We start from the raw sequence: 15,396 nt of genomic DNA on the forward strand, positions 1-15,396 counted from the left end.
GCCTGCAAGGGGAATTTGATCCGTTACCGTTTCGTGACTACAATAGAACACATGTTCGAGGAGGAGCTGTCCACGCTTTCGACGGCCGACTTGCTGGAGTCGGCCGCCGAGGAGCGCGCGACCGAGTACCGGTCGGCTGCGCGGTCCCTCGTTCATGCGGTCGTGTACGCCGATCGTTTCCATCCGGATGTATGCGCGGATCGCCCGGGGCGCCGTGCGAGTGACGGGCGCGAGCGTGCAGTAGTGCTGGGTGGTGAGGGCTGTCCGCCGGTCATGGAGTTCTGCATCTCTGAGTACGGCGCGGTGCTGGGGGTGTCTCCGGGAGTGGCACGGGACTATCTCGCGAACTCGCTGGCCTTGCGGCACCGTTTCCCGTTCGTCTGGGCCCGGGTGCTGGGTGAGGAGGTCGCGGCCTGGAAGGCACGCAACCTCGCCCGCGACTGCGAGAAGCTGTCCCTGGAAGCCGCGCTGTACGTCGACCAGCGCGTCGCGCATCTGCTGGACACGATCTCGCCGACCCGGCTGGCCAAGATCATCAAGGCGGCCAAGATGCACGCCGACCCCGCCCAGGCGAAAGCCGAAGCCGACGAGAAGACCCGCGAGCGCGGTGTCTGGGTCGGCCAGTCCGACGAGCACGGCACCAAGACCTGCGTGATCAAGGCCGCCTCAGCGGCGGTCCGGCGGCACAAGGCAAAGATCGACGAAATCGCCGACGCCCTACTGGCCCAAGGCGACAAGCGCAGCATCCAAGCCCGCCGCGCAGAAGCAGTAGGCATCATGCCCGACACCGCCTACACCAACGAACTCATCGCCCAAGCCCAACAACACCAGCACAACACCCCCACCCCGAACCCCACTCCCACGACCGCGCCGCATCCGACTTCTGCGCCGGACCACACTCCCGCGCCGCCGTCTGCCCCGGCGCCTGCTGCCACGCCTAACGCTGCAGTGGCGCTCCGTAACGTTGCTACAGGCAACGACGTGTCAACTGGCCGGGCAAGCGGTGTGAGCCCGGATCCCGGTCGCCACGTCACCTCCGGCCGGGACATCGAGCCCGGCCCGGACATCGAGCCCGGCCCCGATGACGAGGCCGATCGTGAAGCGCCCCATCCAGGCGAGAGCGATCTCCCTGATCCTCTCGATCACTGTGACGACCGGACAACGGAGCCGTTCGACGCAGCCAGCGGCGGCGTGTCCGACGCGGGCGAGTCAATGACCCCAGACGAGTTGCATGCTCTCGCAGCACGGCTGGCCCAGATCAAGCGCGACGCCCACGCCCGCCCGCCAGGTGACCGGCCCACCCCGGCACGCCCAGGCAAGACCGAAATCTACGTACACCTCACCGACCACACCCTCGCCACCGGCACCGGAGTCCTGCGCGCAGAAGACATCGGGCCACTACTGGCCACCCAGCTCACCGACCTCGTCGGCCACGGCCCATACCTCGTCAAACCAGTCATCGACCTCAACAAAGCAATCAGCTCCGACGCCTACGAAACCACCAACCAGATCCGCGAACACGTCAAACTCACCCACCCCACCGAACTGTTCCCCTACGGCACCCGCGAAACCACCAACAACATCGACCTCGACCACATCCAGCCCTACAACCCCCTCGGCCCACCAGGCCAAACCAACACCCAGAACCTCATACCGCTGAGCCGCTACGGACACCGGGTAAAGACCCACGCCCCCGGATGGAAGGTACGCCGAATCGACCCCCAGACGATCGAGTGGACAACACCCCACGGCTTCGCACTCCACGTCAACCCCACCGGCACCCACCGCGTTCCCACGGAGGACAGTTGAACGTGCTGCAGTGGATCGGCGAACCGATCACCGACCGCGGTGTCACCGAGCGACGGTTCAACCTCGTACGGGAATCGGGCATCGTCCCGGGCATCTTGTGGCTGCCGGCGGGCCTTTCCTATCCGCATCCACTCGTGCTCCTGGGGCACGGCGGCAGCGGGCACAAGCGTGGCGCGCGGCAACTGGAGCTCGGGCGGTGGTTCGCCGGCGAGTGGTCCATGGCGGTTGCTTCCATCGACGGCCCGTTCCACGGCGATCGCCGGCACGAGGACCAGGGACATGGACACGGACACGCGACGATGGCGGGAGTCGACGCGGTCACCGACGGCTTGGTGGACGACTGGAGCGCGACCGTGGACACACTCAGCACGCTGGATGTGATCGACGGCAGCCGGGTCGCCTATCTTGGGCTGTCGATGGGGACTCGTCTAGGACTGCCCTACGTAGCGAATGCAGGTCAGCGGCTGCGTTGTGCAGTGCTCGGCAAGTACGGACTACGACAGTCGCCCCTCACCTCCGCCCCGGTCGACGCGGCTGCGCGAGTCGCCCGGGACGCTCCCCGGATCGACATACCAGTCCTGTTCCACGTGCAGTGGGACGACGAACTCTTCCCTCGTGCCGGACAGTTCGAGTTATTCGACCGCCTGGGGTCCTCGGACAAGCAACTGATCGCCTTTCCTGGGACGCACCGGACCACGACCCCGGTAGCGACCAGATCCTGGTGCGAGTTCGTCATCGATCAGCTGAACGAGTGATCTCTTTCGCGCGCTCGGGCGGCGACGCCTTCGTCGGTGCAGAAGCCGGTGTGGTCGCGTTTGAGGCAGAGCAATCCCAGCAGCCGGCCACTGGAGTCCACGACCGCCAAGCGTCGTTGACCCAATCTGGCAAGGCGTTCCTGGGCTGTGGTGATGGATTCGTGCGGCGCGATAGTGCGGTCGGTGAGAGTCGCCAGCGACAAGGCAGGGGTGCCGGCAGTAGCGGTAGCGACGTCGGCGCGGAGGAGGGTGCCGTGCAGGATGCCGTCGGCAACCAAGAGGAGCAGGTGAACGTGACTGTCCTCGAAGGCTGCGTGCACGGCTTCGACGGTGGTGTCGAGCGGCAGGGTCTTCGGGATGGTGATCATGCACTCGGCAACGGTTGGCATGTCAGTCCAGGATCGCCAGTAGTTCGACGAGGACCTCGTCGAGTGGGTCGGCACTGCGCCTGGCTTGGCACAGGATGACTGCACCTTCGATCGCTGCAACGCTCAGCGTGGCCAGCCGTTGGGCGCGCGCCGGTTCATAGCCGTGCTGTTCGAGCAGCCGGACACTCGCGTCGTGCCATCGGGCAAAGACCTCCGCCACAGTGACACCGGCTCCCGGTACGTCGTCATGCCCGTCCACCGTGAGTGCGACGACCGGACAGCCCGCCGTGAAGTCCGAGTCCACCAGCGCCTGTTTCCAGAACTGTGCGAACAGTTCCAGCCCGCCCCGGATGTCACCGCTGTCCGCGACCGCGTCGAACACCGACCCGATGAAGTCGCCTGCCTGCCGGACGGCGGTCGTCACCAGCTCTGCCCGCCCGCCTGGGAAGTGGTGGTACACCGACCCACGCGGAGCCCCGCTGTGCGCCAGTACGGCGTCGATGCTCGTCCCGCGTGCCCCGCGCTCACGCAGCAGCGTGACCGTGCTCATCAGCATCCGCTGCCTGGTCTCACCTGGCTTGCTCATCCCAGCGCCCTCCTTGACTGAGCAGTATGTCAGACACCATAGTTACCCGAAAGTAGCCACGACCTCGGGAGTGCGCACGATGACCGCAGAATGGGCAAGGACCGCCTGCATCCTGTGCGAGAGCAACTGCGGGCTGGAGGTGCAGGTGGCGGATCGGCAGCTGGTGAAGATCCGCGGTGACAAGGATCATCCCGCCTCGGCCGGCTACACCTGCGAGAAGCCGCTGCGGCTCGACAAGTACCAGAGCGACCCGCATCGCCTCGACATGCCCCTGCGTCGGCGTCCGGACGGCAGCTACGAAGAGATCAGCTGGGACACGGCGCTGGACGAGATCGCCGCGCGGCTGGCCGCCGTACGGGACACGTATGGCGGCGCCAAGTTCTTCTACTACGGCGGAGGCGGGCAGGGGAATCACCTCGGTGGGGCGTACGGCCGCGCGCTCTTCCACGCGGTCGGCGGCGAGTACATGTCCAACGCGCTGGCGCAGGAGAAGATCGGCGAGGGCTGGGTCGACCGGCAGCTCTACGGCAACCACACCTCAGGCGACTTCGAGAACACCGAGGTCGCGATCTTCATCGGCAAGAACCCGTGGCAGTCCCACGGCTTGGTCAGGACCCGACCGGTCCTCAAGGAGCTGGCCCGCGACCCGAACCGCGCGCTCATCGTCATCGACCCGCGCGTCAGCGAGACCGCGGCACTCGCCGACATCCACCTGCAGACGAAGCCCGGTACTGACGCCTGGTGCGTCTCCGCACTCGCCGCGACGCTCGTCCAGGAGGACCTCACCGCGAAGGCCTGGCTCGCCGAACACACCGTCGGCGTCGACGAGGTCCTCGACGCGCTGCGCGGGATCGACATCGCCGACTATGCCCGGCGCTGCGGCGTACCCGAAGACCTCATCCGCACGGCGGCTCGCCGGATCGCCGCCGCGGATAGCGCCGCGACGTACGAGGATCTCGGCATTCAGCAGGCGCCGAACAGCACTCTGGTCTCCTATCTGAACAAGATGCTGTGGATCCTCACCGGCAACTTCGCCAAACCCGGCGGCATGCACATCCACTCCTGGGTCTTCCCGATCGCCGGTCGCTGGCATCCAGTCCCCCGCGCCGACGGTCCGCCGCGCGCACTCCGAGTACGGCGAGCAATCGGCCGTACGGCGATGCGCCGGGGGGCGAAGCCGTTGCGCCGTACCTTCGCCAAGGCGCCGCGGGCGGTCACCGGACTCATCGCCGAGGCGGCGCTCCAAGCCTTCTTCGAAGCGGTCGCCGTACCGTCTGCCCGTCGGGTCGCCGACAAGCTCGGCCGCCCGGACGCTAACGGCACCACGCCAGTCACCGGCACGAACATCGTTGCTGGGTTGGTCCCCTGCAACGCGATCGCCGACGAGATCCTCACCGACCACCCCGACCGGCTGCGCGCGATGTGGATCGACGCGTCCAACCCGGCGCACTCACTGGCCGATTCGGAGCGCTTCCGCGAAGCGATGCGGAAGCTGGACTTGTCCGTCGTGGTCGAGGTCGGGATGACCGAGACCGCTCGGTGTGCCGACTATGTGCTGCCCGCGGCCAGCCAGTTCGAGAAGTACGAAGCGTCGCTGTTCACACTGCACTTCCCGCACAACACCTTCCAGGTCCGCGCACCGCTGATGGACCCGCTGCCTGGTACCCGGCCGGAGCCCGAGATCTACGCCGACGTCATCGACCGGCTCGGCGTCGTCGACCGCACCCTGATCGCCGACCTCACCGCCGCGGCTCGCGTCAGCCGGAAGGCCTTCGGTCTCGCCTTCTTCGCAGCGATCGAGAACGATCCCGAGCTCGCCGGTCTGGTCCCCTACATCCTCTACCGCACGCTCGGCGAAACCCTGCCGCCCGGCGAGAAGCCGATGGCGCTGATCTGGGGCCTGGCGCACCTCTGCGCGATCGCCCAGCCCGACGCCGTCGCCAAAGCCGGCTTCACCGCCCGCGGCTTCGACCTCGGCGAGGAACTGTTCGAGGCGTTCCGCACCGAACGCAGCGGCGTACTGTTCGCCGACGACGAGTACGACGACGCCTGGAACTACCTGCAGCATCCGGACCGCAAGATCCATGCCGCGATCCCGATCCTGCTCGACGAACTGGCCGCCATCAACGACATCGAGCCGAACTACACCAGCCCGGATTTCCCGTTCATCCTGTCCGCCGGCGAACGTCGTTCCTTCACCGCCAACGTGATCATCCGCAACCCCGACTGGCGCCGCCGGGACCAGCAAGGCGCCCTCCGGCTCTGCCCCACCGACGCGACCGCCCTCGGGATCGCGACCGGAGACGTCGTACGGATCATCACTGAGACCGGTTCGGCCCGGACACCGGTGGAGGTGAACGACATCATGCAGCCCGGCCACATCTCGCTGCCCAACGGCATGGGACTCGCGTACGACGGCAGCACCGTCGGCGTACCGCTGAACACCTTGACCTCGAACACCCGCCGGGACAAGTTCTTCGCCAGTCCCTGGCACAAGACTGTCCCGGCGCGTATCGAGCGAGTGGAGAGTTAGGCGGTACGGCGACGCCGGATCACGAACGCGGTTGCCACCAGGAGGGCGATGCCTGCTGCGGTGGCTGGGACGGCGAGGTTGTGGTTCGTGGTGCTGACGGCGGCTGTGGTGTCGTAGCCGCCGGCGGTGCCGTTGTCGGAGTAGGCGCTGCCGGGGAGTTTGTCGGCGTACCGGGTGGCGACCAGCTCCTGGTAGGCGGCGACCGTGATGGGCGCGGTGCCGATGGACTGGGTGGCGGACTGGTTGAGCGGGCGGATCCGGTCGCCGGTGAGGGCGTACCAGGCACCGATCTGCGGTTCGGTGAAGACGAGGCCACCGCGGGCTGCGGTGAACATGCGGGCCTCGGTGTCACCGGTTGCCACGTTGACCGCTTGCCACGTGCCCTTGGCATCGGGAGCCGTGTAGACCGTCAGGCGCTCGGTACCGCGGGTCGCGGTCGTGGCGGCGTACCAGAAGGTTGCGACCGGCGCGGAGGCGTCGCGGACGAAGGCCGGGTTGAGGGCGTAGACGGGCCGGGTGTCGGCGAGCTTTGTCGCTGCCTTCGCCGCCGGTGCGGCCTTGGAGAGCAGGCCGAGGGCGGTCGGCGAACCAGCCGCGCTGGTTGCCTTGGACAACTCGCTCGCGGGCACCGGCTGCGGCCCGGCGGCGTGCGCGACGGCGGCGGTGGTCAGCGTGAGACCGAGACCGGCAGTCAGTACGGCGGCCGAGCGGAACAGGAACTGCTTGAAGCCGCCCATCTCAGGCTCCGATCCGGTAGAGCGAGTGCGTCCAGGTGAACTGCGAGTTGGACCGGTACCAGTTGTACGTCGAGTAGTTGTACCGCGGGTCGTCCGGCCACGGGTTGTAGTACTTGATGGTCGAGTCGGACGAGTCGTACCCGATGATGTCCATCATGTGCCCGCCACCCGAGGTCCAGCCGATCCGCGTCATCACCGGCCGGCCGGCGGCGATCTCGGTGACGAGGGTGCTGAAGCTGAGGGTCTGCGAGACGTAACTGCCGGAGCTGATCCCGATCGCGCGGAAGGCGCGCTGGTCGTTGCCCAGCGTGGCCTGGTTGTTCGGGCAGGTGACATTCGGGCTGTTGCCGAACGCGTAGTTGCAGAACTGGTTCTGCGAGTAGTTCTTGCCGTAGAAGGCCGCGATGCTGTTACCGGTCGCTGCCCAGCACCAGTTGGTCTTCTGCTGGGACTGGCCGTTCACACTGAGGTAGTAGCTACCGGGCGCGGCAGTGGCGGCCGGCGCGAGCGGGACCAGGGTGGCCAGACCCAACATGGTTGCCAGCAGCAATGACCAGGAGCGGCGGGGGCGGAGCCTGCTCATGAACCCTCCTTAATGGGGTGTGGTGGCGTCAATGGTCAGGACCCGCCGCAGCGGCGGCAAGGAGTAACTCGCGCCCCGAAAACCGCTGTGAATACCAAGGCGGCGTGAACAGCGCGTGACTGGGCAATATCGCGCTGTGCTGTGAACGTTTACACTTCGGTGCATGACCGGTTCGGTCCCCGCCGTCACCCCGGACACGTCGTTCGCCGCGGCGTTGCGCCAGGCGATCGCCCATCGCGGCCTCGCCCTGAACCGCATCCGCACCCACCTGGCCGACCGCGGCCTGCACGTCGGCATCGCCACCCTCAGCACCTGGCAGAGCGGCCGCCGAGTCCCCCGCGACGACTCACTGGCCGTCATCACCGCGCTCGAAGAACTCCTCCACGTCCCACCCGGCTGGCTGACCGTCCGCATCCAGCCGGCCCGATCCGACCTCGTCGCATCCCACCGCCCGTACGCCGTCGTCGAGTACGCCGAGGCTCTCGGCCGCCTGCTCGATCGCCTCCGCCGCGACGCCCACGGGCGGCTCCGCAACGTCACCGTGTTCGAAGAGGTTCAGCACGGCCCGGATCGAGCCGTCCAATATCGTCGCGTCACCCAGTGCGTGGTCGCGGTCCAGCCCGTCGACCGCATCATCATCGCGCACCAGGGCGAGCCCGGCTGCGACATCGCACAGTTCAACATCCACGGCCTCAGCGGCTGCCGCACCGGCCGAATCGCCCGCGCCCCCGAAGCCGGCGCCCTCCTCGCCGAACTACTCCTCGACCGCGTCCTAGCAACCGGCGAGACCGCCGTCGTCCACTACGAGATCGAGGACCTCACCGGCCTCCCGTCCTCGAACTACTACCGCTTCGACGAGTGGGGCGGCACGCACTACGTGCTCGAGGTCCAATTCGACCGAGCCGCTCTCCCAGTCCGCATCAACGAGTTCCGCCATCGCCACGCCGACGGCGCCGACGTACTGCGGCAAGACCTCATGCTCACCCCCGACGGCCGAGCCCACCTGATCGAGCCCTCGACCGAACCCGGCCTGCTCGGCATCTCTTGGGAGTGGGACTAGACGCGGAAGCCTGCGTGGATGTGGTCGTGGTGGGTTTGGTCGGAGAAGAAGGCGGCGCCGGAGAGGACGACGGGACCGCCGACGTTGTAGGAACCCACGCGTTCCGATGCCTTCATGTACGTCGAGATCAGGCTGCGGGACGTGGTTGGTGAGACGACGGCGTGGCCGTTGATCTGCCAGGTGTCGAAGGCGCGACCGCGGGGGTGGTCGCTCGGCCGGTCGGTGCCGAACACGTTGATGGGGTGGCCGGAGCGGATCACGCTGACGCCGATGCGGTAGGTCTTCGCCAGTTCTAGCATCGCGGTCAGCACGGTGTCGTGGACCTGCCCGGATTTGACGTCCGCGATCGATGCCGGCGGCAACAGAATCTGCTTGCTGGCCAGCACCTGGCGGGCCACCGCCGAGAGATTCGCCGCGGCCGGTCCTGGATTCGCCGGGTGCAGCGACGTGACTCGCCAGTTGTCGCCGGACCGGGTGAGGCGGACATCGACGGTCGTGCCACCGGTCACGACTCGGCCGTCGGTGATCGAATACACCCGGCACGGCACCAGGACACTCGCGGTGCTGCTCAGGATGCCGCCGTACTGGGCGTCGATCACCTCGACGACCGCCTGATCCCGCTGCAGCTCGTCGACCACCGCGGCCACGGCCACCCGCTTCGCCTCCGGCGCTACTTCACTCGGCCCCGGCACCCACGCGCGCACGGAAGGCAGTGCTGGCGTACCTGAAGGCTTCGGCGTGCTGGAGGGCAGTGGAGTGCTGGAAGGCGGCGTGCTGGAGGCAGGTGGTGGTGGGCTGGTCGGCGGGGCGCCCGCCTTCGACGAACTGCAGCCGACCAGCAACCCCGCTCCCGCAATCAGCAGCCCCCGCCGCCCGACCACACCCGAGAAACCCATACCAAGCAGTCTGCCGGGTGCCCCAAACGGAGCGGGAACTACTGCGTCACCCGGTAGACGTCGAAGACGCCCTCGACCGATCGCACTGCCTTCAGGACGTGACCGAGGTGGGTCGGGTCGCCCATCTCGAAGGTGAAGCGGGACTTCGCGATCCGGTCGCGGGTCGTGGTGAGCGCCGCGGACAGGATGTTGACGTGGTAGTCCGACAGCACGCGGGTGATGTCCGACAGCAGGCGGGCCCGGTCGAGTGCCTCGACCTGGATGGCGACCAGGAACAGCGACTGGGCCGTCGGGGCCCACTCGACCTCGACGATCCGCTCCGGCTGGGTGGACAGGTTCTCCACGTTCGCGCAGTCGGCCCGGTGCACCGAGACGCCCGCGCCACGGGTGATCCAGCCGATGATCTCGTCACCGGGGACCGGCGTACAGCACCGGGCCAGCTTCGACAGCACGTCGGTCGCACCCTTGACGATGACACCGGCATCGCCCCGAGCAGTCCGCTTCCGGCGCTCACGGGTCGCCGGCAACCGCAGGCCCTCGGCCAGATCCTCGGCCGCGCCCTCCTCACCGCCGTACGTCTCGATCAGCCGCCGTACGACGGCCTGTGCGCTCACGTGGCTCTCGCCGACCGCGGCGTACAGACCGGTGACGTCGGGGTACCGCAGCGAGTTGGCGACCGCGGTCAGGGTCTCGTGCGACAGCAGGCGCTGGAGCGGCAAGCCCTCCTTGCGAAGCTGCTTGGCGATCGCGTCCTTACCGTGCTCGATCGCCTCGTCGCGGCGCTCCTTGGAGAACCAGTGCTTGATCTTGTTCCGCGCGCGCGGGCTCTTGACGAAGGCCAGCCAGTCCCGCGAGGGGCCGGCGCCTTGGGCCTTCGAGGTGAAGACCTCGACGACGTCGCCGTTCTCGAGGGTGCTCTCCAGCGGGACGAGTCGGCCGTTGACCCGGGCGCCGATACAGCGGTGCCCGACCTCGGTGTGGATCGCGTACGCGAAGTCGACCGGCGACGAACCCGTCGGCAGCGACATCACGTCGCCGCGCGGGGTGAAGACGTAGACCTCGGAGTTGTTGATCTCGAACCGCAGCGAGTCGAGGAACTCCGACGGGTCGGAGGTCTCACGCTGCCAGTCGACGAGCTGCCGGACCCAGGGCATCTCGTTCGGTCCGCCGATCTCGGTGGTCGGCGGGCCGGCCACCTCCGGGGACGGCGCGTTCGGGTCTTCCTTGTACTTCCAGTGCGCGGCGATACCGTACTCGGCGCGGCGGTGCATCGAGAAGGACCGGATCTGCAGCTCCACCGGCTTGCCCTGCGGGCCGATCACGGTGGTGTGCAGCGACTGGTACATGTTGAACTTCGGCATCGCGATGTAGTCCTTGAACCGGCCCGGGACCGGGTTCCACCGCGCGTGCAGGATGCCGAGGGCCGCATAACAGTCGCGGACCGACTCGACCAGGACCCGGATGCCGACCAGGTCGTAGATGTCGCCGAACTCGCGGCCGCGGACGATCATCTTCTGGTAGATCGAGTAGTAGTGCTTGGGCCGGCCGGTGACGGTCGCCTTCACCTTGGCGGCGCGCAGGTCCTCGTGCACCTGGTCGATCACCGACGCCAGGTACTCGTCGCGGGACGGAGCTCGCTCGGCCACCAGCCGGACGATCTCGTCGTACACCTTCGGGTGCAGGGTCGAGAACGACAGGTCCTCGAGCTCCCACTTGATGGTGTTCATACCGAGCCGGTGCGCCAGCGGGGCGTAGATCTCCAGCGTCTCGCGGGCGATCCGCTCCTGCTTCTCCTGGCGCAGGAAGCCCAGCGTGCGCATGTTGTGCAGCCGGTCGGCGAGCTTGATCACCAGCACCCGGATGTCCTTGGCCATCGCGACGACCATCTTGCGGATCGTCTCGGCCTGCGCGGACTCGCCGTACTTGACCTTGTCCAGCTTGGTGACGCCGTCGACGAGCATGGCGATCTCTTCGCCGAAGTCCTTGGTCAGCTCGGCCACCGTGTACGGCGTGTCCTCGACCGTGTCATGGAGTAGCGCGGCGCAGAGCGTCGGAGCCGTCATACCGAGCTCGGCGAGGATGGTGGCCACGGCGAGCGGGTGCGTGATGTAGGCGTCGCCGCTCTTGCGCAGCTGGCCGGTGTGGTACTTCTCCGCCGTCCGGTAGGCGCGCTCGATCATCGCCAGGTCGGCCTTGGGGTGCGTCGCCCGCACCACCCGGAACAGCGGCTCGAGCATTGGCGCCCGGTTCGGGTGCCGGGTCCCACCGAGACGGGCGAGCCGGGCGCGGACGCGAGCCGGGGCGATCCGCGGCGGCTGGGCGGCCGGCGGCGGTGACACGGGAGCCGGGCGCACCGGTGCCGGGGCGCGCGGAGGCTCCTGCGGTACTACGTTCGGTACCGCTGACGTCATCGCCGGGTCTTCGCCCACGTTGTGTCCCTCCGCCGACAGAGCACCAGTCTAGGGGTCACCGGCCAACGACAGAGAAACACCCTGTGGACAACACGCCGGGTCATTGACCCGTCACGGAGAGTTTATCCGAATTCAGACCGATAGCAGCGAAGTGATGCGCTCGGAGGCCAACCGCTCGCGCCACGGGAGGAACGACAGCTCCAGCAGCACCGCCGTACCGACGACCTCGGCCTCACAGCGCCGGATCAGCCGCAGACAGGCCTCCACGGTCCCACCGGTGGCCAGTACGTCGTCGATGACCAGCACGCGGTCCCCCGGGGCGAACGCATCCTGGTGGACCTCGATCGTCGCCTCGCCGTACTCGAGCGCGTAGGACTCCTCGTACGTCGCGGCCGGCAGCTTGCCCTTCTTGCGGACCGGGACGAACCCGGCGCCGAGGGCGAGCGCGACCGGGGCGGCGAGGATGAACCCGCGCGCCTCGATCCCGACCACCTTGTCGACCACCGGGTTACCGTCGTCGTCCTGCCCCGCGGCCGCCAGCGCCTGGACCACCTGGCCGAAACCGGTGTGGTCGGCCAGCAGCGGGGTGATGTCCTTGAACACCACCCCTTCCTGCGGGTAGTCCGGGATGTCGCGGATGCCGTCGGCCAGAACCTGCTCCAACGTCCGCGACATCACTTACCGCGCTTCGACCGCGGCTTGCGGCTCGGCTGCGGCCGCCCGGCGCCACCGGCGTTCATCGGACGCGCCGCCGGGGCCGGCACCGAGCCGGTCGCCCGCGGGGTGTCCTGAACCGGCGAGGCGCCCGGTGCCGCCGGCACCAGCTCGCTCTCGGCCGACTTCGCCTTCGACTTGGTCGCGCCGTCCTTGCTCTGCGCCTTCTTCGCGGTGACGCGGCGGTTCAGCGCCTGCATCCCCGGCTCGCGCTCCTTGAAGGTCGCGAGCAGCGCCGGAGCGATGAAGATCGACGAGTACGCACCGACCGCGATACCGACGAACAGCGCCAGCGAGAGGTCCTTCAGCGGACCGCTGCCGAGCACCCAGGTGCCGACGACGAGGATCGACCCGACCGGCAGCAGCGCGATCAGCGTGGTGTTGATCGACCGCACGATGGTCTGGTTGACCGCGAGGTTGGTGGCGTCGGAGTACGTGTAGCGGTTCGAGCCGGTGATGCCGCGGGTGTTCTCGCGGATCTTGTCGAACACCACGACGGTGTCGTACAGCGAGTACCCGAGGATCGTCAGGACGCCGATCACCGTGGCCGGCGTGACGTCGAACCCGATCAGCGCGTAGACGCCGACCGTGATCAGCACGTCGTGGACCAGGGCGATGATCGCGGCCGCGGAGGCCTTGGGTTCCCGGAAGTACGCCCAGATCACGAAGAAGACCAGCAGGATGAACACACCCAGCGCCCAGATCGCCTTGTTGGCGATCTGGTTGCCCCAGGAGGCGCCGATCTGGTTCGAGGTCACCTGGTCCGGGCTGATCCCGGCTTCCTTGGCGATCACCGACCGGATCTTCGGTACGTCGTCCTGGGTCAGCGGCTTGGTCTGGACCCGCACCCGGTCGTTGTTGATGGTGGTGACGACCGGGTCGCCGAGACCCTCGATGTTGGTCGCCTTCACCGCGTCGGTGAACTTCTGGACGGTGTCGCTGGTGATCTGCGTCTTGGCCTCGTACTCCACGCCGCCGCGGAACTCGATGCCGAGCTCCAGGCCGCGGGCGAACAGGCCGACCAGTGAGATCGCCACCAGGGCGATCGAGACGACGAACCAGATCTTGCGCTTGCCGATGAAGTCGTAGGAGACCTCACCGCGGTGCAGCTTGTTCCCGAGCTGTCCGAGCTTCGACATCAGACCTCCCCTCCGACCGGCTTGCGCGTGGCCGGCGTCTTCTTCCGCGGGGCGGGCCCCGCGCTGTGGCCCGGCAGCCGTTCGACGCCGAGGTGTTCAGGATCCAGACCGGACAGCTTGTGGCCGTGACCGAAGAAGTTCGTCTTGGCCAGCAGCGTGACCAGCGGCTTGGTGAAGATGAAGACCACGACCAGGTCGATCAGGGTGGTCAGGCCGAGGGTGAACGCGAAGCCGCGGACGCTGCCGACGGCCAGGATGTAGAGCACCAGCGCGGCCAGCAGCGAGATCGAGTCGGCCGCGATGATCGTGTGCTTGGCGCGCGCCCAGCCGGTCTCCACCGACGACCGCAGACTGCGGCCTTCGCGCACTTCGTCGCGTAGTCGTTCGAAGTAGATGACGAACGAGTCGGCGGTGATACCGATGGCCACGATCAGACCGGCGATACCGGCCAGCGTCAGGGTGAACCCGATCGCCTTGCCGAGCAGCACGACCAGCGCGAAGGTCAGCACCGCGGCGACCGCCAGCGAGGCCACCACCACCAGGCCGAGACCGCGGTAGTACAGGAAGGAGAAGAGCACGACCAGGCCGAGACCGGCCAGACCGGCGTAGATGCCCGCGCTCAACTGCTCGCCACCGAGCTGCGGCGAGACCGTCGCGACCGACGAGGTGTCGAACGCGACCGGCAGGGCACCGTACTTGAGCACGTTGGCCAGGTCGCGGGCCTCGGTCTCGGTGAAGGTTCCGGTGATCTGCGCCGAACCACCCGGGATCGGCTGCGAGACGCTCGGGGTCGAGATCGCGACGCCGTCCAGCACGATCGCGAACAGGTTCTGGCCCTCGCCGCGCGCGGAGATGTTCTGCGTGGCCTTGAGGAACTTGTCGCCACCCTCACCGGTGAAGTTCAGGTTGACCTGCCACTGGAAGCCGCCCTGCGGGATCCCGGCCGAGGCGTCCGACAGGTCGGTGCCCTTCAGGATCGCGGGGCCGAGCAGGTACTTGTAGGTCCTGCCCTTGTCACAGGAGAACTGCGGCTTGGCCGGGTCGTCGTCCTGCTTGTCACCGCACTTGTACGCCGCGAAGGCAGCCTGCGCGGCCGGATCGGGGACGTAGGTCAGCGGGTCACCCTTGTGCGCGCCCGGGGCGGCCGGCGGAGTGCTCGGCGTACTGGGCTTCGGGGTGCTCGGCTTCGGCGTGGGCGTCGGCGTGGCCTGGCCGAGCGCACTGCTCCAGGCCCGGCCGTTCGGCTTCGCGGTCGGCGTCCCACTGGGCTTGATCGACGTACTCGGCTTCGGCGTCGTGGACGGCTTGCCACTCGGCTTCCCGCTCGGGGTCGGCGTCGTCGACGGCTGCGGCATCGGGTTCGCCGGCTGCGCGTCGTACACGATCCGGAAGAACAGCAGAGCGGTCTGGCCGACCTGGGCCACCAAGGAGTCCCGCGTCGCGCCGGGCACGGCCACAGTGATGTGGTTCCGGCCGGAGGTAGTGATGTCGGCCTCTGCGACACCCGCACCGTTCACGCGCTGGGAAATGATGTTCTTGGCCTCGTTGAGCTGCTCGGCGGTCACCTCACCGCCGCCCGCCAGATTCTTGGCGGTCAGCGTGATGGTCGTGCCACCGCGCAGGTCGAGACCGAGTTTGGGCTTCCAGGTCTTGGTGAGCGCCATGATCCCGAACAGCAGGACCACGATGACTCCCAGGGCAATCAGGAGCCGACCGGGGCGGGATGTCGTCGTCGTTGCCACGTCAGATTCAACCTTTGTGCTTCTGGGCGCGCCCCGGTGTCTCGTGGACGCGGGGCGCGCCGC

General features: G+C 67.9%; 13 protein-coding genes. 4 read left to right on the forward strand and 9 right to left on the reverse strand.

Translation table 11 applies throughout. The features are described from left to right. Nucleotides 1-51: 51 nt before the first annotated feature. Both ACFTSF_RS22725 and ACFTSF_RS22730 read left to right on the forward strand, forming a co-directional pair. Entirely contained in the window at nucleotides 52-1,809 is a 1,758-nt protein-coding gene (locus ACFTSF_RS22725) for a hypothetical protein (protein ID WP_380155682.1), read from the forward strand. Then, nucleotides 1,806-2,564: a dienelactone hydrolase family protein gene (locus tag ACFTSF_RS22730; RefSeq protein ID WP_380155683.1), complete on the forward strand. Its 759-nt coding sequence runs from the start codon at nucleotides 1,806-1,808 to the stop codon at nucleotides 2,562-2,564. Before ACFTSF_RS22725 ends, ACFTSF_RS22730 begins: the two co-directional genes overlap by 4 nt. Here the strand turns inward: ACFTSF_RS22730 and ACFTSF_RS22735 are convergent. After that, nucleotides 2,549-2,953 (reverse strand): CBS domain-containing protein, encoded by a 405-nt coding sequence (locus ACFTSF_RS22735; RefSeq protein ID WP_380155684.1) that lies wholly within the window; start codon nucleotides 2,951-2,953, stop codon nucleotides 2,549-2,551. The two genes, ACFTSF_RS22730 and ACFTSF_RS22735, sit on opposite strands and share 16 nt — an antisense overlap. A gap of 1 nt (nucleotide 2,954) precedes the next feature. After that, nucleotides 2,955-3,518 (reverse strand): TetR/AcrR family transcriptional regulator, encoded by a 564-nt coding sequence (locus ACFTSF_RS22740; RefSeq protein WP_344146474.1) that lies wholly within the window; start codon nucleotides 3,516-3,518, stop codon nucleotides 2,955-2,957. 79 nt (nucleotides 3,519-3,597) lie between these two features. Between ACFTSF_RS22740 and ACFTSF_RS22745 the strand changes: the two genes are divergently transcribed. Further along, nucleotides 3,598-6,051, forward strand: coding sequence for a molybdopterin-dependent oxidoreductase (locus ACFTSF_RS22745; protein WP_380155685.1), 2,454 nt, complete (start codon nucleotides 3,598-3,600; stop codon nucleotides 6,049-6,051). On the opposite strand, the gene ACFTSF_RS22750 is transcribed toward ACFTSF_RS22745, so the two are convergent. Together ACFTSF_RS22750 and ACFTSF_RS22755 are read right to left on the reverse strand one after the other, a co-directional pair. After that, the gene (locus tag ACFTSF_RS22750) at nucleotides 6,048-6,788 is read right to left on the reverse strand and encodes a hypothetical protein (RefSeq protein WP_380155686.1); all 741 of its coding nucleotides are present in this window, start codon (nucleotides 6,786-6,788) and stop codon (nucleotides 6,048-6,050) included. The genes ACFTSF_RS22745 and ACFTSF_RS22750 overlap by 4 nt on opposite strands. A gap of 1 nt (nucleotide 6,789) precedes the next feature. Beyond that, on the reverse strand, nucleotides 6,790-7,371 hold the full coding sequence (locus ACFTSF_RS22755; protein ID WP_380155687.1) for a papain-like cysteine protease family protein: 582 nt from the start codon (nucleotides 7,369-7,371) through the stop codon (nucleotides 6,790-6,792). Nucleotides 7,372-7,534: 163 nt separating this feature from the next. On the opposite strand from ACFTSF_RS22755, the gene ACFTSF_RS22760 reads away from it, so the two are divergent. Further along, complete coding sequence (locus tag ACFTSF_RS22760; RefSeq protein WP_380155688.1) at nucleotides 7,535-8,431, forward strand: hypothetical protein; 897 nt, start codon at nucleotides 7,535-7,537, stop codon at nucleotides 8,429-8,431. Here ACFTSF_RS22760 and ACFTSF_RS22765 read toward each other — a convergent pair. The 5 genes from ACFTSF_RS22765 to secD form a co-directional block, all read right to left on the reverse strand. Next, the gene (locus tag ACFTSF_RS22765; protein WP_380155689.1) at nucleotides 8,428-9,327 is read right to left on the reverse strand and encodes a hypothetical protein; all 900 of its coding nucleotides are present in this window, start codon (nucleotides 9,325-9,327) and stop codon (nucleotides 8,428-8,430) included. The genes ACFTSF_RS22760 and ACFTSF_RS22765 overlap by 4 nt on opposite strands. A 38-nt stretch (nucleotides 9,328-9,365) precedes the next feature. Beyond that, a complete protein-coding gene (locus tag ACFTSF_RS22770; RefSeq protein WP_380155690.1) occupies nucleotides 9,366-11,738 on the reverse strand; it encodes a RelA/SpoT family protein in 2,373 nt (790 codons plus the stop codon). 132 nt (nucleotides 11,739-11,870) lie between these two features. Then, a complete protein-coding gene (locus ACFTSF_RS22775; RefSeq protein WP_344146488.1) occupies nucleotides 11,871-12,413 on the reverse strand; it encodes an adenine phosphoribosyltransferase in 543 nt (180 codons plus the stop codon). Then, nucleotides 12,413-13,591, reverse strand: a complete 1,179-nt coding sequence (gene secF / locus ACFTSF_RS22780) for a protein translocase subunit SecF (protein WP_344146491.1) — start codon at nucleotides 13,589-13,591, stop codon at nucleotides 12,413-12,415. Before secF ends, ACFTSF_RS22775 begins: the two co-directional genes overlap by 1 nt. Then, a complete protein-coding gene (gene secD / locus ACFTSF_RS22785; protein ID WP_380155691.1) occupies nucleotides 13,591-15,333 on the reverse strand; it encodes a protein translocase subunit SecD in 1,743 nt (580 codons plus the stop codon). Before secD ends, secF begins: the two co-directional genes overlap by 1 nt. Nucleotides 15,334-15,396: the final 63 nt, after the last annotated feature.

This window comes from Kribbella sp. NPDC056951 (genome assembly GCF_042674205.1).
Lineage (GTDB): Bacteria > Actinomycetota > Actinomycetes > Propionibacteriales > Kribbellaceae > Kribbella > Kribbella yunnanensis.

Coding starts and splice junctions, on each gene's coding strand:
- ACFTSF_RS22760 (WP_380155688.1), top strand. CDS start 7,535: ATGACCGGTTCGGTCCCCGCCGTCACCCCGGACACGTCGTTCGCCGCG.
- ACFTSF_RS22740 (WP_344146474.1), bottom strand. CDS start 3,518: ATGAGCAAGCCAGGTGAGACCAGGCAGCGGATGCTGATGAGCACGGTC.
- ACFTSF_RS22745 (WP_380155685.1), top strand. CDS start 3,598: ATGACCGCAGAATGGGCAAGGACCGCCTGCATCCTGTGCGAGAGCAAC.
- ACFTSF_RS22725 (WP_380155682.1), top strand. CDS start 52: ATGTTCGAGGAGGAGCTGTCCACGCTTTCGACGGCCGACTTGCTGGAG.
- ACFTSF_RS22750 (WP_380155686.1), bottom strand. CDS start 6,788: ATGGGCGGCTTCAAGCAGTTCCTGTTCCGCTCGGCCGCCGTACTGACT.
- ACFTSF_RS22755 (WP_380155687.1), bottom strand. CDS start 7,371: ATGAGCAGGCTCCGCCCCCGCCGCTCCTGGTCATTGCTGCTGGCAACC.
- secF (WP_344146491.1), bottom strand. CDS start 13,591: ATGTCGAAGCTCGGACAGCTCGGGAACAAGCTGCACCGCGGTGAGGTC.
- ACFTSF_RS22735 (WP_380155684.1), bottom strand. CDS start 2,953: ATGCCAACCGTTGCCGAGTGCATGATCACCATCCCGAAGACCCTGCCG.
- ACFTSF_RS22765 (WP_380155689.1), bottom strand. CDS start 9,327: ATGGGTTTCTCGGGTGTGGTCGGGCGGCGGGGGCTGCTGATTGCGGGA.
- ACFTSF_RS22775 (WP_344146488.1), bottom strand. CDS start 12,413: ATGTCGCGGACGTTGGAGCAGGTTCTGGCCGACGGCATCCGCGACATC.
- ACFTSF_RS22770 (WP_380155690.1), bottom strand. CDS start 11,738: ATGACGTCAGCGGTACCGAACGTAGTACCGCAGGAGCCTCCGCGCGCC.